The sequence below is a fragment of the Allobosea sp. FW305-C-101 genome, from assembly GCF_058783685.1.
In genome coordinates this window covers 674,340-697,204 of sequence record NZ_JBYSYT010000001.1, presented here as the reverse complement: position 1 = coordinate 697,204, position 22,865 = coordinate 674,340, and the positions used below count along the sequence as shown (strand labels likewise).

Genomic DNA, 22,865 nt, shown 5'->3' with positions numbered 1-22,865 from the left:
CGTGCCTCGTAAATCAACGCTTAGGATAATCGCGAATTTTTCAGGAAAATTGCCAATTTTCTCAAGCCGACCGAGCCGGAATCGATCAACCGCTAAGCGGTACATTCTCGGCGATCAAGATTCTCAACATGGGGACGAAATCGTTATTTGTAAGTCTGCCACGAAAATAAATGTAAAACCCGCCACGGTACTTCCAGGCGGGATTTTTCCGAACTCGGGGGCTCGTTCCGGCTGGCTCGCCCAATCCTAGGCAACGTCCGTGACCTGAGCCCGTGGAATTGGCGAAGGAAGTCGATGAGGCCAGTTGCCTGAGCTCCGATAAGACCCGAAGCGGATCAAGGATGAATGGGATGATCTCCCGGTTGCGATGGCATTGGAAATACAGGAGATCTGATCTTGGCCGGGATCTCGACTGCGCTCCAGCGAGCCAGCTATTGGCTTCAGATACGGCCGTTGCTGCGGGACGGCGCCGGGCACCCACTGTTGGACGGATTGAGGTGGGCTATAGCGCCGGGCTCGACGCTGGCATTGGAAATGCCGCAGACATTCCATGATCCACACTTTCGGGCCGCCCACGCTGCAAAATTTTCAGCGGTCACGATGGAGGTCACAGCTTCGGGTTTCGAGGCTGTGACGTTGGCGAGCCGAAGTATCAAATATTAAGTCCGTCGCTTGGGAAGCGGCGGACCTCTGACTTCTGTCAGGACTAGGCGGATCCGGCCATCGCCGGGAATTTGGCTTTGCCCTCCTGTCGGTTGCGGCCGGTACATCCGCGGCAACGCATCCAACTGGAGAGCAGGCAGGCATCCGAGGATGCCGCACTGACAACGAGCACTCCGGAAGGGGGCGTGATGAGCCACGACGATCGTAGGGCTCGAATTATTCGACGAAAGGAGTGCCTGCAGTCTTGCTCTAGCGCCATAGTGAATCCACCGCCCGCGCGGCGTGAATCCACAGGAGTTCCACGTTGGACAGATGCCGGCGCGCAGCAAAGGTATTGCGGTCGTTTTCATAAACGGCGGCAAACTTCGGTTTTCCCTACAGGCGCCGTCAGGGTGGAATTGTTCCGCCTTGACAGGCGTCGTCGCCGATGCTTACACTTAACTCAATGGTTAAGTTTCAAGATGGGCAGCTCGACCGGACTTTCTCCGCCCTGGCGGACCCGACGCGGAGGGCCTTGCTCGCGCGTCTGGAGCGGGAGGACGGGCTGTCGGTCAGCGAGCTGGCGAAGCCCTTTCCGGTCTCGCTTCCAGCCATCATGAAGCATCTCGACGTCCTCTCGGATGCCGGTTTGCTGACGCGGACCAAGGCGGGGCGCACCGTGTCCTGCCACCTGAATGCGGAGCCGATGGAGGAGGCGATGGGCTGGCTGGCGCGTTATCAGCGGTTCTGGACCGAGCGGCTCGATGCGCTGGAGGCGTTGCTCGAGGCGCGGCGCAAGGGCGAAGGCTAGAAGGCGGGATAGGGAAGAGGCACATGCATCAGCCGGTGACACCCAGCCTCACGATGAAGCGCCGCCTCAATGCGTCGCCCGCCGAGGTCTACGAGGCCTGGACCAACCCGGAATTGCTGGTCCGCTGGTTCGGCCCGGAGAATGTCGTGGCACAGGAGGCGGAGATCGATCCGCGTGTCGATGGCGCCTACCGGGTCGTCATGATCGAGAATACCGGCGAGCGCCATGAGGTTCTCGGCCGCTATCTGGATGTGGTGGAGAACGAGCGCCTCGTCTTCAGCTGGTCCTGGATCACGACGCCGGAGCGCGTGTCGCGCGTCACCGTCACGCTCAAGCCGGATGGCGAGGGCACGATCCTGACGCTGCTGCACGAGAAGCTCGCCGACGATGCCGCCGTCCGCGGCCACACCCATGGCTGGACGGGCACCATGGTCAAGCTCGAGGCTTATTTCGCCTGAGCGACCGCGCGCCGCGGCATCATCCGCGCCGCGCCGAAGCCGCCGGCTCCGCGCCAGCGGACATTGGAGGAGAGGAGACGATGGAACACAGGATCGTATCCCGTGAGGAGTGGCTTGCCGCGCGCAAGGTCCATCTCGCCAACGAGAAGGAGCTGACCCGCCGGCGCGACGCCTTGTCTGCCGAGCGGCGCGCGCTGCCCTGGGTCAGGGTCGAGAAAGGCTACACGTTCGAAGGTTGGGATGGTGCGCTGTCGCTGGGCGATCTTTTCGCCGGCAACAGCCAGTTGATCATCTATCACTTCATGTTCGGGCCCGGCGCCCGCGAGGGCTGCCCGAGCTGCTCCTTCCTCGCCGATCATTTCGACGGCGCCAACCGGCACCTCAGGCATCACGATGTCAGCCTCGTCGTGGTCTCGCGGGCGCCTTACGCGGAGTTCCAGCATTTCCGGCACCGCATGGGCTGGGATTTCCCCTGGGTGTCCTCGGCCAACAGCGACTTCAACTACGACTTCCACGTCTCGCCGAGCCCGGAGGAGCAGGCGGCCGGCCGCTTCGAGTACAATTATGCGATGCATGACGGGCAGGGCGGCGAGATGCCGGGCTTCAGCGTCTTCTTTCGCAACGACGCGGGCGGGATCTTCCACACCTATTCGACCTATGCCCGCGGCGGCGACCTCCTGATCGGCGCCTATAACTTCCTCGACATGACCCCGAAGGGGCGCAACGAGGTCGGGATCATGGATTGGGTCCGCCATCACGACCGCTACCCGAGCAAGCCGCTCGGCGCGGCGAGTTTCCAGCCCGAGCTCGCGGTGAGTTCCTGCTGCGATTGACGCGATTTTACGAACCCATTCCGGGCTAATCGCGTTGATATCAACATTTGACGAAGCGGCTGCGCCTGGCGGCCGCGAACAGGGAGAAGCACAATGGCCTATGTCGATGGTTTCGTCGTCGCGGTGCCCGCCGCGAACAAGGAAGAGTACCTCAAGATGGCTGCCGATGCGGCGCCGCTGTTCCGGGAATTTGGCGTCAGGCGCCATGTCGAGGCCTGGGGCGACGACGTCCCGGACGGCAAGGTGACCGATTTCAAGGGCGCGGTGAAGGCGACGCCGGACGAGGTCGTGGTCTTCTCCTGGTTCGAATATCCGGATCGGGCGACGCGCGACGCCGCCAACCAGAAGATCATGAACGACCCGCGCATGAAGCAATGGGGCGAGACCATGCCCTTCGACGGCAAGCGCATGATCTATGGCGGCTTCGCCTCGATCCTCGACGAAGGCGAGGGCGGCGCGATGGGCTATCTCGATGGCGTCCTCGTCGCCGTGCCGGACGAGCGCAAGGCGGATTACCGCGATTTCTCGGCCAACCATGCGGCCTTGTTCAAGGAATACGGCGCCCGCCGGGTCGTCGATGCCTGGGGTGATGACGTGCCTGACGGCAAGGTCACCGACTTCAAGGGCGCGGTGAAGGCCGAAACCGGCGAGACGGTGGTGTTCAGCTGGGTCGAATGGCCGTCCCGGGAGGTGCGCGCTGCCGCCTGGGGCAAGATGATGGAAGACCCGCGCATGGCGGCGCTCGAAATGCCCTTCGACGGCAAGCGCGTCGTCTATGGCGGCTTCGCGCCGATCCTGGACACCGCGCGCGGCTGAGGCGGGCGGCTTCCATACACGCAACGGCCATGCGGGGGCGGCATCTTGCCCCCGCCGGCCAAATGGCCGAGAGATCGGGTTGCTTCACCGGATCTCTCGTCATGTTTGCTGGCATTCCCCTCGGCGATCTCGCCTTTCTCGCCGTCTCGCTCGTGCTGGCAGGTGCCGTCACCGGGCTTCTGGCCGGCGTCTTCGGCGTCGGCGGCGGTGCGGTCATCGTGCCTGTGCTCTACGAGGTCTTCCGCGTCATTGGCGTCGCCGACGAGGTGCGCATGCCGCTTGCGGTGGGCACCTCGCTCGCCGTCATCATCCCGACCTCGATCCGCTCCTTCAACGCGCACCGGGCCAAGGGGCTGGTCGATCTCTCGATCCTCAAGGTCTGGGCCGTGCCCGTCGTGATCGGCGTGATCTTCGGCAGCTGGATCGCCCGCTATGCACCGGCCGACCTGTTCAAGATCATCTTCGTCATCGTCGCGCTGATCTCGGCCATCCGCCTGCTCTTCGCCGCCGATCGCTGGAAGTTCGGCGAGGACATGCCCGGCAAGCCATTGATGGTCGCCTATGGCGGCGTTATCGGCGTGCTCTCGGCCCTGATGGGTATCGGCGGCGGCCAGCTCTCCAGCCTGTTCATGACCTTCTACGGCCGGCCGATCCATCAGGCGGTCGCAACCTCCTCGGGGCTTGGCGTGCTGATCTCGATCCCCGGTGCGCTCGGCTTCATCTATGCCGGCTGGCCGAAGATGGCGATCCTGCCGCCGCTCTCGCTCGGCTATGTCTCGCTGATCGGCATGATCCTGTTCATCCCGACCTCGATCTGGACGGCCCCGATCGGGGCCAGCCTCGCGCACAAGCTCTCGAAGCGGCGCCTCGAAGTCGCCTTCGGCATCTTCCTGCTCTTCGTCGCCGGCCGCTTCATCTGGTCGCTCATCCACTGAGGCGGATGGCGATGGGCGAGACCGTGATCCGGCTGCTCCAGACCGCAGATCATCAGTCGCTGGCGGCGCTGATGGTCGAGATGCAGGGGCATTACAGCGTGCCGTGCCCGCCGGTGCAGGACATCCTCGCCGGGCTCGCGGCCTTGCCTTCCGGCGTCGATATCCTCGTCGCCGTGAAAGCGGAGGCGGTGTTGGGCTTCGCCTCCGCCTGCAATCTCTATCCGGGGCCAGGCCTGAAGACGGGCTTTTTCCTCAAGGAAATCTATGTCGCCGATGCGGCGCGCGGCGCCGGCCTCGGCCGGAAGCTCATGACGGCGCTCGCCGAGCTGGCACTGGAGCGCGGCCACCGCCGCATCGACTGGACGGCCGATGCCGACGACGCGGCGCTGCTGCGCTTCTATGACAGCCTCGGTGCCGCGGCCTATCCGAAGAAGGTGTTCTATCGCCTGACCGGCGATGCGTTGATCGGTCTGGCAAAATCCTAGCCGTCATTCTCGGGCGAAGCGCAGCTTCGACTCGAGAATCTCATGACGAGAAAGCGCTGGTTTCCGAGATGCTCGGGTCAAGACCGAGCATGACGTGGCGGTTCGGGCGGCTTCCCGGCCAATCGCTTCGGCAGCACGGCCATGATCTCCAGCCGCTCGGCCTCGCTCAATCGGCCCCATTGCGCGATCTCAGGGAGCGTCCGGCCGCAGCCCTCGCAGAGCTTGCTGACCGGGTCGATGACGCAGACCTTGATGCAGGGCGTCGAGGCGGGGCTCATCGCCCGGCCCAGCCGAGTGCCAGCGCGAGGCCGAGATAGATCGCGATCTCGGCGAGTTGCTGGGCCGCGCCGAGGATGTCGCCGGTCTGCCCGCCGATCAGGCGCCGCGCCATCCGCGACAATACCGCTGCCGCGCCATGTGCCAGCGCGAAGCCGATCAGCAAGCCGGCGATCGGCAGTTGCGCCGCCAATCCAATTCCGGTTGCCAGGAAAAGGCTCAAGCCCAGCGCGATCCGCGCCGTCAGCACCGTCGGCTGGCCGACAGCCGCCGCAGCCCCACTGCTGCGAGCGGCTGGCTGGGTCGCCAGCATGAAGAGCGCCTCGGCGCGCGACCAGGGCGCCGCGACGAGCACCGCGGCTGCCGCAGCCCAGGCACCGGAGCGGTCGAGGATCATCGCGATCAGGCTCGCCCGCAGCAGCAGCGCCAGCCCCAGCGCCAGCGCGCCATAGGAGCCGATGCGGCTGTCCTTCATGATCTCCAGCCGCCGCTCGACCGTATGCCCGCCGAACAGCCCGTCGGCAGTGTCGGCGAGCCCGTCCTCGTGGAAGGCACCGGTCGTCAGCGCCATCGTGGTCAGCGCAAGCGCCGCGACGACGAACCCACTGAGGCCCGCCAACCCGGCGCCCAGCGCGACGAGCGCGGCCGGCGCGGCGATGACCAGCGCGGCGAAGGGCAGGGCGCGCGGCACTTCCCGGAAATCCGGAATGCCATGGCCGTCGCTTTCGCCCGGCAATAGCGGCACCGGCAGGCGCGACCAGAAGCGCAGGCAGATCGCGGTCGCGATTCCCCAGCCCGGCCAGTCCGGCGGGCGCGTCTCGCTCGTGGTTTCCGCCTCTGCCATGCCTGCCGCGTCGTCTCGCTCGATTGTCTTCACGCTCCCGACCCTATAGCAGCAGCGCAGACTTTGCCGCCACGCTCTCGCGCCGGCCGCAGCCCCCTTGCCAGACGGAACAGCCATGGCCGCCTCCGGATTGCCCTTCGACGATATCCGCGACCTCATCGCGCAGATGCCCGGCCCCGACATGGCGGCGGCGAATGTGGTGCGCGCCCGTGACGCCAACCTCACCAAGCCGGCCGGCAGCCTCGGACGCCTGGAGGAAATCGCCGAATGGCTCGCCGCCTGGCAGGGCAAGGCTCCGCCTGAGGTACGGCGTCCGCTGGTCTGCGTCTTCGCCGGCAATCACGGCGTGGTCGCGCAGGGCGTCTCCGCTTATCCGCAGACGGTGACGCGCCAGATGCTGGAGAATTTCGCCGCCGGCGGCGCGGCGATCAACCAGATCTGCGCGGCATATGATCTCGGCTTCAAGGTCTTCGACCTCGCGCTCGACCTGCCGACCGGTGATTTCACGCAAACCGATGCGCTCGACGAGCGTGCCTGCGTCGCCACCATGGCTTTCGGCATGGAAGCGCTCGTCGGCGGCACCGATCTGCTCTGCCTCGGCGAGATGGGCATCGGCAACACCACCTCGGCGGCTGCGATCTATGCCGCACTCTATGGCGGCGATGCCGCGCATTGGTGCGGCCGCGGCACCGGGGTCGATGACGAGGGTCTGAAGCGCAAAGTCGCGGCGGTGGAGGCGGGGCTCAGTCTGCACCGCGCTCATCTCAAGGACCCGCTCGAAGTGCTGCGCCGGCTCGGCGGGCGCGAGGTCGCGGCGATCTGCGGCGCCATCATCGCCGCTCGCTCGCAGCGCATCCCGGTGATCCTGGACGGCTATGTCGTGACGGCCGCCGCTGCGATCCTGCACGCGATCGAGCCTTCGACCATCGACCATTGCATCGCCGGCCATCTCTCGGCCGAAGGCGCCCATGCCGACGTGCTCGCCCGCCTCGGCAAGGTGCCGCTGCTGGCGCTCGACATGCGCCTCGGCGAGGGTTCGGGTGCGGCGCTTGCCGCTGGTCTCGTCAAGGCGGCGGCGTCGGTCCATTCGGGCATGGCGACCTTCGAGCAGGCGCAGGTCGCGCGGAAGGATGACGAGACGACGCGGCACTGAGCTGCAGCTTCGGCGCGCCGCCGCGAACGGCTATCGCCCCGCGGCCGCGTGCCGTTCGACGGCCGCCACGATGATGTCGAGCAGTTCCGTCTGAGCGTTCTCGCGCGTGAGGTCGCCGGCTGCCGCTGCGCCGGACAGGGCTTCTGCCGCGCCCAGCACGCCCCAGAACGCCGCTGCCGGAACGAGTGTCGCGGCAAAGGGCTGAAAGGTGGCGCGGCATTTTGCGATAAAGGCCGCGTTGTAGCCGCGCTTCAGTTGCTCGAGCTCCGGTGAACCCGCAAGCGCCGCACTGACGCCGGGAATCTCGCGCCCCTGCGTCAGCACGCAGTCGAGATAGCAGGCCGCGATCACGCCAGCCCGTGCCGTAAGCTCCTGCGGAGCCTTCGCCAGCGCTTCATCCATCAAGGCCGTCTGGCGCGCGTCATATTCCCGGTAGAGCGCGGCGAGCAGGCCGGCCCGCGTCCCGAAATGATCGTAGACGACGGGCTTGGTCACGCCGGCTTCCTCGGCGAGCCGGCCGAGGCTTAATGAATCCGTGCCCTCGCGGCGCACCAGGCTCCAGGCCGTATCCAGCAATTGGCGATGACGGTCGTCGCGGGTGAGGCGCCGGCGGGTCTGCCGGCCGTCCGCACTTTCATGCGCCGCAGTGGGAGGTTCGCTTGACATTTAATATACCATTAGTAACTTACTAAAAGTATATAGCGTCGACAGGTGGCGCGCAACCGATTAGGACATCAGCCATGCACAGCCTCATCGTGATTTCCCATCCTCTGCCGGAATCGCTGACGGCCGCGGTCGCGCGGCAGGTCGGCGCCGGGCTCGCGCAGGCCGGCCATAGCTTCGAGATCGCCGATCTCGCAGCTGAAGGGTTCGACCCGCGCTTCACCAGCAATGACGTCGCGGTGCACCTGAAACAGGGGCGTGTCGATCCCGCGGTCGCAGCCGAGCAGGCGCGGATCGGGCGCGCCGATGCGCTGGTGCTGGTTTATCCGGTCTATTGGTGGTCGTTCCCGGCCTTGCTCAAGGGCTGGATCGACCGCGTCTTCATCAATGGTTGGGCCTATGAGGAGATGGCGGACGGCCAGATCGTGCGGAAGCTCGGTCACCTGCCGATCCATCTCGTCGCGATCGGCGGTGCCGATTTGCGCACCTATGCACGCCACGGCTATTTCGGCGCCATGCGGACGCAGATCGAGCACGGCATCTTCGGCTATTGCGGCGCGCCGGTGCGCCGATCCGAATTGCTGGTGCCGGGCGAGACCCGGGATGCGGCCGAGATGCTCGAAGCGGGTGAGCGCATCGGCCGCACGATCTTCCCGCAGCTGCCTTCCGCACAGGCGGCGTGAACTCGCCCGCCGCTGCCGGATCAGGAGGCGTAATCCGTCTTCAGGCCCGCCCGCTCGGCATGGCGCTCCTGCGCCAGTTCGATCAGGCGGGTGATGAGGGCGGGGTAGGGCAGGCCGGAGGCCTCCATCATCTTCGGATACATGCTGATCGCGGTGAAGCCCGGCAGCGTGTTGATCTCGTTGAAGTAAAAGGCGCCGCTCTGGCGATCGAGGAAAAAGTCGACGCGCGCGAGACCGCTGCATTCCAGCGCGACGAAGGCGTCGATCGCGAGCTGCCGCACACGCGCCATCTGCTCGGCATCGAGCTTGGCCGGCAGATCGACGCTGGCGCCGTCCTGGTCGATATATTTGGCCTCGTAGGAGTAGAACTCGTGCTGCGGGCCGGCATTGAGTTCGCTGGCGACGCTCGCCACCGGCGGATCGCCATCGAGCACCGCGACTTCGATCTCGCGGGCGTCGATGCCCTGCTCGATCAGAACCTTGGTGTCGTACTGGAAGGCGTCGTCGAGCGCGGCACTAAGCGCCTCCCAGCTCTTCACCTTATGCACGCCGACGCTGGAGCCCATGTTGCAGGGCTTCACGAAGACGGGGAGGGTGAGCGCTGCCTGAGCAGCCTTCGCTGACCCTTCCGGATCGCGCCGCCAGTCGCGCCGCGACAGGGCGAGATTGGGCGCGACCGGCAGGCCGGCGAGCGCCGCCAGCCGCTTGGCGATGTCCTTGTGCATGCCGACAGCCGAGGCGAGCACGCCCGAGCCGACATAGGCCGCCCCGGCCAGCTCCAGCAGGCCCTGCACCGCCCCGTCCTCGCAGAGCGGGCCGTGGATCACCGGGAACACGACATCGACCGGCGCGATGGCCGGTGTCGCGTTGTCGGCCGGCAGGATGGCGGTGTGCTCGCCCTGCGGCTCCAGCCGGATTATCGGCGAATCCGCCGGAATCGGCAGGCTCTCGGTGTTGGCCCCTTCGATCCGGCGCAGGTCATGGCATTGCCAGCGGCCCTGCTTGTCGATGCTGATCGGCACGGGCTCGAAGCGCTCGCGGTCGATATAGCGCAGGACGGAGGCCGCTGATTTCAACGACACCTCATGCTCGCCCGACTTTCCGCCATAGAGCACGGCGACGCGCGTTTTCCGGTTCATGGTCCGATGGTCCGAGAGGCTGGAGGAAATGCCTGAGCGAGGCTGGGAAAGGATGTCGCCGAGCGATGAGGCGAGATTCGGGCGGCTGGATCAGGCGGCGCGCGGCTTCGCCTTCGGTTCGGGCAAGGCTGCGAGCGTGTCCATCACGCGCTCGGCTGGCAGCGTGATCGTGACCTCAGTGCCCGCGCGCGGCTTGGATTTCAGGTGGAAGCCGCCGCCATGCAGGTCGATCAGCCCCTTGACGATCGGCAGGCCCAGCCCCGAGCCCTGCTCGGCCGTCTTGATCGCCAGGGAGCCGCGCCCGAAGCTCTGCATCACGATCGGAATCTCGTTCTCGGGGATGCCCGGGCCGGTATCGGTGACGGAGACATACTGTCCGCCGGTCGCGGTCCAGCCGACCTTGATCGTGATCTCACCGCCCTGGGGCGTGAACTTGATCGCGTTCGAGAGCACGTTGAGCACGGCCTGCCGGATGGCGCGCTCGTCGGCCCAGACGCGTGGCAGGCTGGGCTCCGCCAGCGCGCGGATGCTCTGGCCCTTCGCCTTGGCGCGCAGCGCCAGCATGTGCTGGCATTCGTCGACGATGCTGGGGAGGGAGAGCGCTTCCTCGTTCAGCTCGTACTTGCCGGCCTCGATGCGCGAGAGGTCGAGGATCTCGTTGATCAGGTTGAGCAGATGCTGGCCCGAGCCGTGGATATCGGCCGAGTATTCCTTGTAGGCGGCATTGGCATGCCCGCCGAAGATCTCGTTCTTCATCACCTCGGAGAAGCCGAGGATGGCGTTGAGCGGAGTGCGCAATTCATGGCTCATCGTTGCCAGGAAACGCGACTTGGCGAGATTGGCTTCTTCCGCCTTGCGCCGGGCTTCGTCCGAATTGGCGTTGGCGGTCTCCAGTTCCGCGATGAGCGCGTCCTTCTCGGCCCTGAACACGATCGAGGCGACCGAACTCGCATAAAGCCGGTTGGCGAGGAAGATGAAGAAGAGCTGGGCCGAGGCCGCCATCAGCGCCATGGTGACGCTGTCCATGTCGCGCCGGTCCCAGAAGAACACCATGATCCCGAGGATGATCGGGGTCAGCCCGGCATAGACCGCGAGCGGGATCGTGGCCGAGAGCATGACGGTGAGCGCGCTGACGACCAGCAAGGCGGTGGTGACGAAGACCTTGGCGCCAGGCGCATCGACCTGGACGAAAAGGAGCAGCAGCAGCGACCATGCCAGGCCGTGCATGCCCTCCGCGAAGGCGAAGAGCCGGCGCCAGAGCTTCAGCCGGATCTCATCGGGAGCCTTGGCGAGGAAGCGCCGTGCCATCAGGACGATGATCATCGTCGTCAGCAGCACGATGCCGCTCCAGACCGCGACCAGCGGCGTGGGCAGCCAGAGGCAGGCGGCTGCGGCGATGCCGAGCGCCAGGACCAGCGTGCCGGCTGAGCCGGAGATCCGGTATTGCGCGAAGACGCGCAGCAATTCGTTGTCGAAGGCACGCTCCAGCCCGGTGGAGGAGGTCAGCCGTTCGCGCGCCGACCTGACCTCGCGCGTGACCAGCTTCCGGCGCGCCACGGCCGAGGGGTCGGGCCCGCGCCCGCGCTGCACCTGTTCGGCCGTCACTTCCGCCATGATCGGGAGCGTGTATCCTCGTTCGGCCGCTGCGACATGCAGGGGCCGGCTCGCCATCATGGACACCAAATCGTTAAGCTCTTCCTGATGGCACCCTTCGGATTCGGTCGCTCCCGCTATGGACCCTTCGGCTGGCGCCGCGTCGGCCGGCCGGTCGACTTCGTCGTGGCGCTCGGCCTGCTCGGCTTTCTCGGGTTGGCTGGTGCGATCCTGCAATACCGGCTCGGTCCGGCGCGGGAACTCGTGGGCGCGGCCCAGGCGATCGATGGCGATTCAGTCCGGCTGCTCGGCGAGGAGTTGCGGCTGGAGGGCATCGACGCGCCCGAATACCGCCAGAGCTGCACCGCGCGCGACGGACGCCAGATCGCCTGCGGGCGCGAAGCGCGCCGCGCCCTTCAGACGATGCTGGCGCGCGGCGTGACGCAGTGCGAGATCGGCAAGGCCGATCGCTATGGCCGCGGGCTCGCGCGCTGCCGGCAGGGCGAGACCGATATCAACGCCGCGCTGGTGCGCGAGGGCCATGCGGTCTCCTACGGTGCCTATCGTGCCGAGGAGGACGAGGCGCGGGCGGCCGGCCGTGGCATCTGGGCGACGCAGTTCGAGCGCCCCGAAGCCTGGCGCCGCAGCCACGCCCGCTGAGGCTCTCCGCCATGACCGCGTCATGAAGCGCCGGCAATCCGGTTGACCTTCCGGCGTGGGCCGTGATCGGGTACGGCGGAAGACGGAGATGATCTGATGAAGCTCTATGACGGCGGGCGGGCGCCGAATCCACGGCGGGTCCGCATCTTCTTCGCGGAGAAGGGCGTAGCCCTGCCGGAACTCGTGCCGGTCGACATCGCCAAGAAGGAGCACAAGAGCGAGGCCTTCACCCGGATCAATCCGGCGCAGCGCCTGCCGGTCCTCGAACTCGACGATGGCACGGCGCTGGCCGAGACGATCGCGATCTGCCGCTATGTCGAGGCGCTTCATCCGCAGCCCCCGCTCTTCGGCCGCGACGCGAAGGAGCAGGCGACCATCGAGATGTGGAACCGCCGCGTCGAGCTCGGCCTCTTCGCCAGCGTCGCCGCCGTCTTCCGCCACAGCCATCCTTCGATGGCGGAGCTGGAAGAGCAGGTGCCGGAATGGGCAGAGGCCAATCGCGACCAGATGGACGACCATCTTTGGCTGCTCGAGCTGCAGCTCGCCGCCAATCCCTTCATCTGCGGCGAGGTCATGACGGTGGCCGATATCACTGCGGGCATCGCCATCGACTTCATGAAGCCGTCGCGCATCCCGCTGCCCGAGGATTTCGTCCATATCCGCCGTTGGCATGGCGAATTGTCCGGCCGTCCGAGCTGGAAGGTCTGATGCGCCGGTTCGTCCTGGCCCTGCTCGCCGTTCTAGCGGCTCCAACGCTTGCACCAGCAGCTGAGCGGCTGAGCGGCGAGGCGATCGAGCGTGCCTTCCGGGGCAACACGGTCTCGGGCCGCTATACCAATGGCGGTTTCTTCACCGAGTATCACGACCCCAACGGCCAGGCGCTTGGCCATAACGGTTGGCAGGCCAATACCGATGCCTGCTGGATCACCAAGCCGGACCGCATCTGCTACTATTACGGCCCGCAGAACGACCGGACGGTGCATTGCTTCTCGGTCGAGATGAGCGGCGATCTCTACGTCCTGCGCAACAGCGGCAACGGCATGGTCAACGCGCTGGCCAAGGTCGAGCTCGCCAATCCGCGCAACCATACCGACAACGGCACGCCCTGGTATTGCGACGGGCTGATCTCGCGGGCACCCGAGGCCCCGATGAGCCGGAAGTTGGCGCGGCGCTGATGATCCGGCTCGCACGCACCGCGATGCTCATGCTTGGCCTGCTTGCCGCGAGCCAGGCGTCGGCGGTCGAGCGGTTGACCGGCGATCAAATCAAGCAGCTTTTCGAGGGCAACACCGTCTCGGGCCGCTATTCCGGCAGCAATCTGCCGTTCAGCGAGTACCATCACCCGGACGGCCGGGCGAGCGGGCATAATCGCCATCTGACGAACACCGATGCCTGCTGGACGACGACACAGGATTCCGTCTGCTACTATTACGGGCCGCAGGAGAAGCGCCGCACCTATTGCTTCGCGATCGAGACCAGCGGCGACCTCATCGTCATCCGCAATCGCCCGAGCGGCCGTATCAACGGTCTCGCCCGCGTCGAGAAGGGCGACCCGCATCATTATACCGCGAAGCAGTCCGACTGGGTCTGCGATGGTCTGATCTCGCAGGCTCCGGGACGGTCGAAGCTGGCGCGGCGATGAGCGCCGCCGAGACGCTGGACGAAGTTGTGGCGGAGTTGCGCGCCTGTCGCATCTGCCGCGACGCGCCGCTCTACCTGCCGCCCTTGCCGCACCAGCCCCGGCCGGTCATCCAGGCGGCGGCCACTGCCCGGCTCTGCATCGCCGGCCAGGCGCCGGGAACGCGGGTCCATGCCAGCGGCCGGCCCTTCACCGATCCCTCGGGCGTGCGCCTGCGCAACTGGCTCGGCATCGACGAGGCGGCCTTCTATGACGCGGCGAAGGTCGCGATCGTGCCGATGGGCCATTGCTTTCCCGGCCTCGATGCGAAGGGCGGCGACAAGCCGCCGCGGCGCGAATGCGCGCCGGTCTGGCGAACCCGCGTCTTCGCGGCGCTGCCACGCATCGAGCTTGTGCTGGCGATCGGGCGTTATGCCCAGAGCTGGCATCTCGGTGGGAAGGAAGCCGCCAATCTCTCGGTGACGGTTGCCAACTGGCGCGAAATCCTTGCCCGACCGGTCTTCCCGCGCGTCCTGCCGCTGCCGCACCCATCCTGGCGCAACAATGCCTGGCTCAAGCGCAATCCGTGGTTCGAGGCCGAACTGCTGCCGGTGCTGCGCGACGAGGTGGCGCGGCTGCTGCGGTAACGCGGAAGCTCAGTAGCGGAACGGGCCGGAATCGAGTCCGCGATTCATCTGCCCGCGCACGCTGACCACAGAACGGACCGGGCCGAGCGTGGTCTGGCCGCGGCTTTCCAGATGGACCATCCCGTCGGCCCGGCTGCCATAGCCGTTGCGTGAACTCTTGCCGAACTCGGCGCGGACGCCGCCGCCGAGCCGCACGCAGAATGCCGAGCCCTCCATCCGGACGAAGCCCGCGCCGTATTCCGGGCAGGGGCGGGCGGCCGTGCCAGGCTTGGGAGCGGGCTTGGTGGAGGATTCATAGGGTGCGGATTTCCGCGGCAGCGGCTCGCCGATCGACTGCGCTGTCGCTGCCGTCGCAAGGCCGGTCAGAAGCAGGGCAAGGGCGATGCGGAGCATGACTGGGTTCCGTGGCGGCGGTCCTTGCTACTGAGCCAGCAAGGCGCAGTTGTGGCAAGTCCGGCGTCGTGTCCGCTGCAATAGAAAAACCCCGGCTTGCGCCGGGGTGAGTATCGCTCGCGCGACGGGCTCCGTTGGATCAGAGCTGATTCGAAATGCGCGAGCGGATCATGAAATTATCGAAGGTGTATTCGGCGATCTGGAACCAGAGATAGGCATCGCCGCGGAAGGCGGACATCGAATCGTAGATCTTCTTGAAATCCGGATTCTTGGCGGAGGTTTCGGCATAGACCTCCTTCGACGCTTTCAGGCAGGCTTCGAGGATTTCCGGCGAGAACGGGCGCAATTGCGCGCCGCCGGCGACGAGGCGCTTCAGCGCGGCGGGATTGCGCGCATCGTACTTCGCCTGCATGTCGATATTGGCCTGGGCCGCCGCCGTTGTGAGCAGCGACTTGTAGCTCTTCGGCAGCTCGTCCCATTTCTTCGTGTTGATGAAGAAATGCAGCGAGGCGCCGCCTTCCCACCAACCGGGATAGTAGTAATAGGGCGCGACCTTGTTGAAGCCGAGCTTCTCGTCATCGGCCGGGCCGACCCATTCGGCGGCGTCGATCGTGCCCTTTTCCAGCGCCGGATAGATGTCGCCGCCGCCGATCTGCTGCGGCACGACGCCGAGCTTGCTCATCACCTGCCCGGCGAAGCCGCCGATGCGCATCTTGACGCCCTGCAGGTCGGCGACCGTCTTGAGTTCCTTGCGGAACCAGCCGCCCATCTGGCAGCCGGTATTGCCGCCCGGCAGCGCGTAGATATTGGCCTTCTTGTAGAACTCGTTCAGCAGCTCGTTGCCGCCGCCATGGTAGAACCAGGCATTCTGCTGGCGGGCGTTGAGCCCGAAGGGCACGGCGGTGCCGAAGGCGAAGGTCGGGTCCTTGCCGACATAGTAGTAGGAGGCGGTGTGGCACATCTCGACCGTGCCGTTGGTCACCGCGTCCGCGGCCTGCAAGGCCGGCACGATCTCGCCGGCCGCGAAGACCTGAATCTGGAACTTGCCGTCCGTCGCCTCCGAGACCGCCTTCGCCAGCACTTCGGACGCGCCGTAGATCGTGTCGAGCGATTTCGGGAAGGACGATGTGACGCGCCACTTCACTTCGGGCATTGATTGCGCGATTGCCGGGCTTGCTATTGTCCCCGCTGCGGCCCCGGCCCCGGCAACCTTCAAAAAGTGACGACGCTTCATCAAATCTGCCCTCCCTCAAAGGCAATGCGCGCCGGTTTTCCGGTCGTCGCGAACGTCTGAGAGGAAAGCAGTCCGTTCGCGGACGCAAGAGCCATTTGCATGGCAATCATGCAATTTCGTCATGAGTCCGCGCCGAAGCTCGTTTTTCACAGATCGATCATGTGAGAGCAGGGGCTTGGCCTAGCCCTGAAATGCAACAAGGCCCGGCGAAAGCCGGGCCTTGTATCGATCAGCGGTCGTGATGCTCTCGCGATCAGCGGGCGCGGGTGCGGACCTGGAAGACGTCGAAGCTGAGCTCGGCGACCTGCCACCAGAGATACTGGTCGGAGCGGAAGGCGGCCATGGTCTCGATCGCCTTCTTGAAGTCCGGGTTCTTGGCCGAGATTTCGGCATAGAGCTCGTTGGAGGCCTTCAGGCTTGCTTCCATCACGTCCTGCGGGAACGGGCGCAGCTGCGTGCCGGCCGCGACCAGGCGCTTCAGCGCCGGCGGGTTCACCACGTCGTAGCGGGCTCCCATCTGGGTATTGGCATAGGTGCAGGCGGCGGTCAGCGCGGCCTGGTACGTCTTCGGCAGCGAGTTCCACTTCTCCAGGTTGACGAAGGCATGGACGGTCGGCCCGCCCTCCCAGAAGCCCGGATAGTAGTAGTACGGCGCGACCTTGGCGAAGCCGAGCTTCTCGTCGTCATAGGGGCCGACCCATTCGGCGCCGTCGATCGTGCCCTTCTCGAGCGCCGGATAGATGTCGCCGCCGCCGAGCTGCTGCGGCACGAGGCCGAGCTTCTGCAGCACCGAGCCGGCGATGCCGCCGATGCGCATCTTCAGGCCCTGGATGTCGGCGACCGACTTGATCTCCTTGCGGAACCAGCCGCCCATCTGCGCGCCGGTATTGCCGCAGGGCAGGCCGTAGATGTTGAACTTCTTGTAGAACTCGTTGAACAGCTCGTTGCCGCCGTTCTGGAACAGCCAGGCGTTCTGCTGGCGGGCATTGAGGCCGAACGGCACCGAGGCGGCGACCGCGAAGGTCGGGTCCTTGCCGACATAGTAATAGGAGACGGTGTGAGCCATCTCGACGGTGTTGTTGGTGACCGCGTCGGCCGCCTGCAGCGCCGGGACGATTTCGCCGGCCGCGAAGACCTGGATCTGGAACTTGCCGTCGGTCAGCTCGGAGACCATCTTGGCCATGATCTCGGCGCCGGCATAGATCGTGTCGAGGGACTTCGGGAAGCTCGACGCGAGACGCCACTTGATCTCCGGGTTCGACTGGGCGACGGCCGGCATGGCGACGGCGGTCGCGGCGGCACCGGCCGCAGCGGTCTGGATAAACTGACGGCGCTTCATCTAGGCACTCTCCTCGGATGTCTGGGGGATGCGGGCGTTTCGAAACAGGTTCTGCCGCCCGGCGTTCGGATTCGGGTTGTAGCGAATGGATTTTCGAAGCGCGAGGGATTTCATCGTCGATTCTTGCGACTTTCGGCTAGTTTTCGCTCCCGGCTTGGCGCGCTTCTGCCCGGGTGGTTAAAGCGGCCATGATCGAGACTGAAAACCTGCTGCTGCGCCGCCCGGACATCGACGATCTCGACGCGATCCACGCGATGCGCAGCGAGCCCGAGGTCGTCCGTTTCCTCGGTGGCCGTCCGCTCCATCGCGAGGAGGCCTGGCATCGTTTGACCCGCATCGTCGGTCACTGGACCTTGCGCGGCTACGGCATGTTCGCGGTCGTCGAGAAAAGCAGCGGTGCGCTGGTCGGCGAAGTCGGGTTATTCGACGGCCTCCGGGGCCTGTCTCCTGAGTTCGACAACGCCCCGGAAGCCGGCTGGATTCTGGCGGGCGCGGCGCATGGCAAGGGTTATGCGGGGGAGGCGGCGGCCGCCGCCCATCGCTGGTTCGCCGCAACCCATGGCGAGCGCCGCAGCGTCTGCATCATCGCGCCCGAAAATCTTGCCTCCTTCCGCGTGGCGCACAAGCTCGGCTACAAGAGCTTCGGACAGGTCGAGTATCAGAACGGGCCGGTGGTGATGCTCGAACGCATCCCCGGCTGAATGGCGTGAAGCGGAGGCCGGCATGGATCAGGACAAGCTCGCGAAGCTGCGGCAACGTTATGCCGGGGCCGGAGGCGGCGATATTCACGATCCGCATTTCGCCAAGGTGGCGGCGGCCCAGTTCACCGGCGACAAGCGCAAATGGCCCTTCGCCGATGTCGCGACCTTCGTCGGCGCTCCATATCGTCCGGATGCCCTGACCACGCCCGGTCTTGGCGGCCTCGATGTCGCGATCATCGGCGTGCCGATGGACCTTGGCGTGACCAACCGTGCCGGCGCCCGCCTCGGCCCGCGCGCCGTCCGCGCGATCGAGCGCATGGGGCCGATGGACCATGCGCTGGGGACTGCGCCCTTCACCATGCTCAAGGCCGCCGATATCGGCGATGTCCCGTTCCGCTCGCGTTATTCGCTGGAGAGCTGCCACGAGGATATCGAGGAGACCTTCAGGACGATCGTCGAGGCCGGCGTCTCGCCGCTGGCCGTCGGCGGCGACCACTCGATCACCTATTCGATCCTGAAAGCAGTCGGTGCGAAGCGGCCGGTCGGCATGGTCCATATCGACGCCCATTGCGACACCTCCGGCCCCTATGAGGGCTCGAAGTTCCATCATGGCGGCCCGTTCCGACAGGCGGTGCTGGACGGCGTGCTCGACCCCGAGCGCGTGATCCAGATCGGCATCCGTGGTGGCGCCGAATATCTCTGGGAGTTCTCCTACGAATCCGGAATGACCGTGATCCACGCCAACGAGGTCGACGATCTCGGCCTCGATGCCGTGATCGCCAAGGCGTTGGCCGTGATCGGCGACGGGCCGACCTATGTTTCCTTCGACGTCGATTCGCTCGATCCGGGCTTTGCGCCGGGCACGGGGACGCCGGAAGTCGGCGGCTTGAGCCCGCGCGAGGCGCTCGCGATCCTGCGGGCGCTCAAGGGACGCGACATCGTCGCTGCGGATGTCGTAGAAGTCGCGCCGCAATATGACGCGACCAGCAATACGGCGCAGTGCGCGGCGCAGGTGCTCTTCACCGAGCTCTGCCTGCTGGCTGAGGCGCGCGCTTCGGGAAAAGGAAGACCATGATTCGGATTCGATCGATCGCACGCGTTGCCGCGATAAGCGGGCTCTGCCTGCTGGGGTCCGTGGCTCGCGCCGAGGTGCCGGCGAACGGAAAGGCCTATCTGGACGCCGCCTTTGCTTCCGTCGAATCGCTGTTCAAGCTCTACGAGGGCAAGCCGACCCTGCCGCGTCTGTCGGACCCGGTCGACGGCAAGGTGCTGGCCGATGCCTGGAACGCGCCGGCCATCCTCGGCAAGGCGCCCTATGGCGCCAACGATCTCCCGACGCTGCTCGATATCGTCCAGAAACAGGCGGGGATCCTGCAGGTCTATGCGCTGTTCTCGCCGCAGCCGGGCCGCAAGGAGGCTGACCAGGCGGCGAATGCGGTCGAGTTCCAGGACGAACTGACCCGCGCGCGCGTCTTCCTGCTCCAGGCGGCGGGCGGCGCCCTGTCCGCGATCAACGACTTCTCGTCCAGGCTGAAGGACGACGACAAGACCGAGACGCGGGCGCAGGGTTTGCGGCAGATGCGGCTCGGCCTGCAGGAGATCGTCGTCGGCTCGGCGCTGGCGCTGCGCGGCCCCGGTTTGCGCGATGCGAATCGACAATTGATCGCGCAGGCTTTCGCCGACAACGCTGCCGGCATCGCTTCCGCGCTTGCTCCGCCGGACCGCAACGCGCTCGTCTCGGCGCTCCAGGCGGTTCGCCCGTCCCTGAAGCCCGAGGCGCAGAAGGCGATCTCGGATTTCGCCACGGCCGTGGCGGCCGCGCCGTGCGAGGGCTTCTGCCTGGTCAACTGAGCGGCATTTACGCCGCGCTCAGGGCCGCGTCGCCAGCCAGATCACATGCCGAGCCCCGCCGCCTGTGCGGCGGGCGCGCGCCGTCACTTCCTCCGTGGCAAAGCCGGCCTGGCGCAGTCGCCGCGTGAAACCGTGGTCCGGTCCCGAGGACCAGACCGCCAGAATGCCGCCCGGCCGCAGCGCAGCCTTGGCGGCCTGCAACCCTACAGCCCCGTAAAGTTGGTCATTGCCGGCGACGGTCAGCCCTTCCGGGCCGTTGTCGACATCGAGCAGGATGGCGTCGTAACGCGCCTTTCCGGCAGCAATCGCAGCGGCGACGTCGGTTACGGTGACGCGCGCTCGCGGGTCGTCGAGGCAGCCGGTGAAAACCGCGGCCATCGGCCCCCGCGCCCAGGCGACGACGGCGGGGATCAGTTCGGCCACCTCCACCTGCGCATCGTCAGGCAGATGGGCAAGCGCCGCCCGCAGCGTGAATCCCATTCCCAGGCCGCCGATCAGGATGCTCGGCTGCCGGCGCTGCCCCAGGCGCTCGCAGACCAGGGTCGCCAGCGCCTCTTCCGATCCGCTGAGGCGGCTGTTCATCAGCTCGTTGCTGCCGAGCATGATCGAGAATTCGCTGCCGCGCTGCTTCAGCCGGAGGTCGCCGCTGCCATCCGGCAAGGCTGCGGTGTCGAGGGTCGTCCAGGGTATCACGTCGCTCTCGCCTGTCTGGGAAGCTGCCTTATAGCGCATTCGGCGCAAACGCTTTGAAGCCAAAACGATATGCGCTGATTGCATGAAATATCGCCACGAGCATCGTTGATCGTTCGGTGGCGCATGGCTATTTCATGTTGCGACGCAGCAATCCGCTGCCTTTCCGCGAAAGCCTGTTATGACGCTCGCCGCGAATGATCGCAGCTTGGACGCATCAGCGTCCGCCCATGCGCCTGTCTCGGCAGGGCTCGTGCTGTTCGCGCTCGCCATGGGTGGTTTCGCCATCGGAACCACCGAATTCGCGGCGATGAGCCTGCTGCCCTATTTCTCGGCGGGCCTCGGCATCGACGAGCCGACCGCGGGCCATGTCATCAGCATCTATGCGCTCGGCGTCGTCGTCGGCGCGCCCTTGATCGCCGTGCTGGCAGCGCGCATTCCACGGCGCACGCTGCTGATCGGGCTGATGGGCCTCTTCGCGCTCGGCAACGGCTTAAGCGCGCTCGCGCCGACCTATCACTGGATGCTGGTCTTCCGCTTCCTGAGCGGCTTGCCGCATGGCGCCTATTTCGGCGTCGCGGCGCTGGTCGCGGCCTCGCTCTCGGCGCCGAATCGTCGGGCGCAATCGGTGGCGCGCGTCATGCTCGGCCTGACGGTCGCGACGATCCTCGGTGTACCTGTCGCGAGCTGGATGGGGCAGGTGCTGGGCTGGCGCTCGGGCTTCGCCATCGTCGCCGGTCTCGCCCTGCTGACCGTTGTCCTGATCGCCTTGTTCGCGCCGCGCGACACCGTCCAGCCGGGAGCAAGCCCGTTGCGGGAGCTCGGTGCGCTGAAGCGTCGGCAGGTCTGGCTGACGCTGGCGACGGGCGCGATCGGCTTCGGCGGCCTCTTCGCGGTCTATACCTATGTCGCCTCGACGCTGATGGCGGTGACGCAGGTGTCGCCCGCCTTCGTCCCGGTCGTGCTCGCGATCTTCGGCCTGGGCCTGACCGCGGGCACCCTCGTCGCCGGCTGGGCCGCCGATCGCGCGCTCGTTCCGGCCACGGCGGCGATGCTGCTCTGTAGCGCTTTCTGGCTGGCGGCCTTTCCCTTCGCGGCCGGGAATATCTGGGCGGTCTCGCTGGTCATCTTCATGATCGGCAGCGGCGGCGGGCTCGGTGCCATGCTCCAGACCCGTCTGATGGACGTCGCCGACGACGCGCAGACGCTGGCTGCCGCGCTGAACCACAGTGCCTTCAACACCGCCAATGCGCTCGGTCCCTGGCTCGGCGGCATGGCGATCGCCGCCGGCTACGGCTGGACCTCGACCGGCTGGGTCGGCGCTGCGCTGGCGCTCGGCGGCCTCGCGATCTGGATCGTCGCGGTACTCGACGCTCGCCGCTGAGCCGGCCGCCGATCCTCCACCTCGGATAGAACCTCTAAGCCTTTGGTCTTGGCCGCATTGGGGCGCCCGCCATCGGTTTGGGCGTGCAAGCTGCGAAAAGCTGCATCGCTCCCTCTTGCGAGCGAAGCGAAACTGCGCCCAATCTGTCGCCACAGAACCGGACCGGGATAACAGCAAGACCGGCCGGCTGAACTGCGGAGGTCCCATGAAGAGTTTCGTTCGTTTCATCGCGGCGGCGGCGTTGACGGTCGTCGGCGCGACAGGGGCGCTCGCCCAGGCCAAGGAGTGGAAGGAGATCCGGATCGGCACGGAAGGCGCCTATCCGCCCTTCAACAACCTGAATGCCAAGAAGGAGCTCGAGGGCTTCGAGATCGATTACGGCAACCTGCTCTGCGAGCGGATGAAGGTGAAATGCACCTGGGTCGTGCAGGACTGGGACGGCATCATCCCGGCGCTGCTCGCCAACAAATACGACGTCATCATCGCCGGCATGAACGCGACCGATGAACGCAAGAAGCAGGTCGATTTCACCACGCCCTACAACAAGACCCCGATCTGGATGATCGGCCCGAAGAGCACCAAGTCGGACGACATCTCGCCGGCTGCGCTGAAGGGCAAGTCGATCGGCGCCCAGGGTTCGACCATCCACGCCAACTATCTCGAGAAGTACTACAAGGACTCGACGCCCCGGCTCTACCCGACCCAGGAAGAAGCCAATCTCGACCTGATCAACGGCCGGCTCGACTATATCGTCGCCGATGGGCTCGCCCTCTCGGACTTCCTGACCGGCAAGGGCAAGGATTGCTGCAAGTTCGTCGCCGAGGTGAAGCGCGATGATGCCATCCACGGCCCCGGCGTCGGCGCTGCCCTGCGCAAGTCCGACACGGCGCTCAAGGCGATGTTCGACAAGGCGATCGCCGAGACGATCGCCGACGGCTCGAACCAGAAGATCCAGGACAAGTGGCTGAAATTCGCCAAGTGACGCCTGCAAACGCCTGACTCTCGCCGGCGCCTTCG

27 protein-coding genes are annotated in these 22,865 nt (G+C 66.1%); 18 read left to right on the top strand and 9 right to left on the bottom strand.

The window, feature by feature from the left end:
• Positions 1–1,177: 1,177 nt before the first annotated feature.
• The 6 genes from AC3WMA_RS03310 (at position 1,178) to AC3WMA_RS03285 (ending at position 4,980) form a co-directional block, all read left to right on the top strand.
• Positions 1,178–1,453: an ArsR/SmtB family transcription factor gene (locus AC3WMA_RS03310; protein WP_492283974.1), complete on the top strand. Its 276-nt coding sequence runs from the start codon at positions 1,178–1,180 to the stop codon at positions 1,451–1,453.
• Positions 1,454–1,476: 23 nt separating this feature from the next.
• Positions 1,477–1,911: an SRPBCC family protein gene (locus AC3WMA_RS03305; RefSeq protein WP_492283973.1), complete on the top strand. Its 435-nt coding sequence runs from the start codon at positions 1,477–1,479 to the stop codon at positions 1,909–1,911.
• Between the two features lie 80 nt (positions 1,912–1,991).
• Positions 1,992–2,744, top strand: a complete 753-nt coding sequence (locus AC3WMA_RS03300) for a DUF899 domain-containing protein (RefSeq protein WP_492283972.1) — start codon at positions 1,992–1,994, stop codon at positions 2,742–2,744.
• Between the two features lie 93 nt (positions 2,745–2,837).
• A complete protein-coding gene (locus AC3WMA_RS03295; RefSeq protein ID WP_492283971.1) occupies positions 2,838–3,560 on the top strand; it encodes a DUF1428 domain-containing protein in 723 nt (240 codons plus the stop codon).
• Between the two features lie 101 nt (positions 3,561–3,661).
• Positions 3,662–4,495 (top strand): sulfite exporter TauE/SafE family protein, encoded by an 834-nt coding sequence (locus AC3WMA_RS03290; protein WP_492283970.1) that lies wholly within the window; start codon positions 3,662–3,664, stop codon positions 4,493–4,495.
• A gap of 11 nt (positions 4,496–4,506) precedes the next feature.
• Entirely contained in the window at positions 4,507–4,980 is a 474-nt protein-coding gene (locus AC3WMA_RS03285; protein WP_492283969.1) for a GNAT family N-acetyltransferase, read from the top strand.
• A 77-nt stretch (positions 4,981–5,057) separates the two neighbouring features.
• Here AC3WMA_RS03285 and AC3WMA_RS03280 read toward each other — a convergent pair whose 3' ends face one another.
• Complete coding sequence (locus tag AC3WMA_RS03280) at positions 5,058–5,258, bottom strand: DUF1289 domain-containing protein (protein ID WP_492283968.1); 201 nt, start codon at positions 5,256–5,258, stop codon at positions 5,058–5,060.
• Positions 5,255–6,100, bottom strand: a complete 846-nt coding sequence (locus AC3WMA_RS03275) for an adenosylcobinamide-GDP ribazoletransferase (RefSeq protein WP_492284735.1) — start codon at positions 6,098–6,100, stop codon at positions 5,255–5,257. Before AC3WMA_RS03275 ends, AC3WMA_RS03280 begins: the two co-directional genes overlap by 4 nt.
• 115 nt (positions 6,101–6,215) lie before the next feature.
• Between AC3WMA_RS03275 and cobT the strand changes: the two genes are divergently transcribed.
• On the top strand, positions 6,216–7,253 hold the full coding sequence (gene cobT, locus AC3WMA_RS03270; RefSeq protein ID WP_492283967.1) for a nicotinate-nucleotide--dimethylbenzimidazole phosphoribosyltransferase: 1,038 nt from the start codon (positions 6,216–6,218) through the stop codon (positions 7,251–7,253).
• A 30-nt stretch (positions 7,254–7,283) separates the two neighbouring features.
• Here the strand turns inward: cobT and AC3WMA_RS03265 are convergent, their stop codons facing one another.
• Complete coding sequence (locus AC3WMA_RS03265; protein WP_492283966.1) at positions 7,284–7,919, bottom strand: TetR/AcrR family transcriptional regulator; 636 nt, start codon at positions 7,917–7,919, stop codon at positions 7,284–7,286.
• A 74-nt stretch (positions 7,920–7,993) separates the two neighbouring features.
• Between AC3WMA_RS03265 and AC3WMA_RS03260 the strand changes: the two genes are divergently transcribed.
• Positions 7,994–8,599 carry an NAD(P)H-dependent oxidoreductase gene (locus AC3WMA_RS03260; RefSeq protein WP_492283965.1) on the top strand — a complete coding sequence of 202 codons (606 nt, stop codon included), beginning with the start codon at positions 7,994–7,996 and terminating at the stop codon, positions 8,597–8,599.
• Between the two features lie 20 nt (positions 8,600–8,619).
• Here AC3WMA_RS03260 and AC3WMA_RS03255 read toward each other — a convergent pair whose 3' ends face one another.
• Positions 8,620–9,738 carry a D-alanine--D-alanine ligase family protein gene (locus AC3WMA_RS03255; protein WP_492283964.1) on the bottom strand — a complete coding sequence of 373 codons (1,119 nt, stop codon included), beginning with the start codon at positions 9,736–9,738 and terminating at the stop codon, positions 8,620–8,622.
• Between the two features lie 90 nt (positions 9,739–9,828).
• A complete protein-coding gene (locus tag AC3WMA_RS03250; protein WP_492284734.1) occupies positions 9,829–11,352 on the bottom strand; it encodes a sensor histidine kinase in 1,524 nt (507 codons plus the stop codon).
• An 87-nt stretch (positions 11,353–11,439) separates the two neighbouring features.
• On the opposite strand from AC3WMA_RS03250, the gene AC3WMA_RS03245 reads away from it, so the two are divergent.
• The 5 genes from AC3WMA_RS03245 (at position 11,440) to AC3WMA_RS03225 (ending at position 14,256) form a co-directional block, all read left to right on the top strand.
• Positions 11,440–11,991, top strand: coding sequence for a thermonuclease family protein (locus tag AC3WMA_RS03245; protein WP_492283963.1), 552 nt, complete (start codon positions 11,440–11,442; stop codon positions 11,989–11,991).
• Between the two features lie 96 nt (positions 11,992–12,087).
• Entirely contained in the window at positions 12,088–12,699 is a 612-nt protein-coding gene (locus AC3WMA_RS03240; RefSeq protein WP_492283962.1) for a glutathione S-transferase family protein, read from the top strand.
• Complete coding sequence (locus AC3WMA_RS03235) at positions 12,699–13,166, top strand: hypothetical protein (protein ID WP_492283961.1); 468 nt, start codon at positions 12,699–12,701, stop codon at positions 13,164–13,166. The genes AC3WMA_RS03240 and AC3WMA_RS03235 overlap by 1 nt, the downstream gene beginning before the upstream one ends.
• Complete coding sequence (locus tag AC3WMA_RS03230; protein ID WP_492283960.1) at positions 13,166–13,633, top strand: hypothetical protein; 468 nt, start codon at positions 13,166–13,168, stop codon at positions 13,631–13,633. The genes AC3WMA_RS03235 and AC3WMA_RS03230 overlap by 1 nt, the downstream gene beginning before the upstream one ends.
• Entirely contained in the window at positions 13,630–14,256 is a 627-nt protein-coding gene (locus tag AC3WMA_RS03225) for a uracil-DNA glycosylase family protein (protein ID WP_492283959.1), read from the top strand. The genes AC3WMA_RS03230 and AC3WMA_RS03225 overlap by 4 nt, the downstream gene beginning before the upstream one ends.
• A gap of 9 nt (positions 14,257–14,265) precedes the next feature.
• Here AC3WMA_RS03225 and AC3WMA_RS03220 read toward each other — a convergent pair whose 3' ends face one another.
• From AC3WMA_RS03220 to AC3WMA_RS03210, 3 genes are all read right to left on the bottom strand, one after another.
• The gene (locus AC3WMA_RS03220) at positions 14,266–14,649 is read right to left on the bottom strand and encodes a hypothetical protein (RefSeq protein ID WP_492283958.1); all 384 of its coding nucleotides are present in this window, start codon (positions 14,647–14,649) and stop codon (positions 14,266–14,268) included.
• 139 nt (positions 14,650–14,788) lie between these two features.
• Entirely contained in the window at positions 14,789–15,883 is a 1,095-nt protein-coding gene (locus tag AC3WMA_RS03215; protein ID WP_492283957.1) for a TRAP transporter substrate-binding protein, read from the bottom strand.
• Positions 15,884–16,136: 253 nt separating this feature from the next.
• Positions 16,137–17,222, bottom strand: a complete 1,086-nt coding sequence (locus tag AC3WMA_RS03210) for a TRAP transporter substrate-binding protein (protein WP_492283956.1) — start codon at positions 17,220–17,222, stop codon at positions 16,137–16,139.
• 188 nt (positions 17,223–17,410) lie between these two features.
• On the opposite strand from AC3WMA_RS03210, the gene AC3WMA_RS03205 reads away from it, so the two are divergent.
• From AC3WMA_RS03205 to AC3WMA_RS03195, 3 genes are read left to right on the top strand one after another with little or no spacing between them, the layout of a single operon-like run.
• Entirely contained in the window at positions 17,411–17,923 is a 513-nt protein-coding gene (locus AC3WMA_RS03205) for a GNAT family N-acetyltransferase (protein WP_492283955.1), read from the top strand.
• 22 nt (positions 17,924–17,945) lie between these two features.
• On the top strand, positions 17,946–18,998 hold the full coding sequence (gene speB / locus AC3WMA_RS03200; RefSeq protein ID WP_492283954.1) for an agmatinase: 1,053 nt from the start codon (positions 17,946–17,948) through the stop codon (positions 18,996–18,998).
• Positions 18,995–19,774, top strand: coding sequence for a hypothetical protein (locus AC3WMA_RS03195; protein WP_492283953.1), 780 nt, complete (start codon positions 18,995–18,997; stop codon positions 19,772–19,774). Before speB ends, AC3WMA_RS03195 begins: the two co-directional genes overlap by 4 nt.
• 18 nt (positions 19,775–19,792) lie before the next feature.
• On the opposite strand, the gene AC3WMA_RS03190 is transcribed toward AC3WMA_RS03195, so the two are convergent.
• Entirely contained in the window at positions 19,793–20,467 is a 675-nt protein-coding gene (locus tag AC3WMA_RS03190) for a spermidine synthase (protein WP_492283952.1), read from the bottom strand.
• A gap of 178 nt (positions 20,468–20,645) precedes the next feature.
• Between AC3WMA_RS03190 and AC3WMA_RS03185 the strand changes: the two genes are divergently transcribed.
• Entirely contained in the window at positions 20,646–21,848 is a 1,203-nt protein-coding gene (locus tag AC3WMA_RS03185) for an MFS transporter (protein WP_492283951.1), read from the top strand.
• Between the two features lie 205 nt (positions 21,849–22,053).
• On the top strand, positions 22,054–22,830 hold the full coding sequence (locus tag AC3WMA_RS03180) for a transporter substrate-binding domain-containing protein (protein WP_492283950.1): 777 nt from the start codon (positions 22,054–22,056) through the stop codon (positions 22,828–22,830).
• The last annotated feature ends 35 nt before the right edge of the window (positions 22,831–22,865 follow it).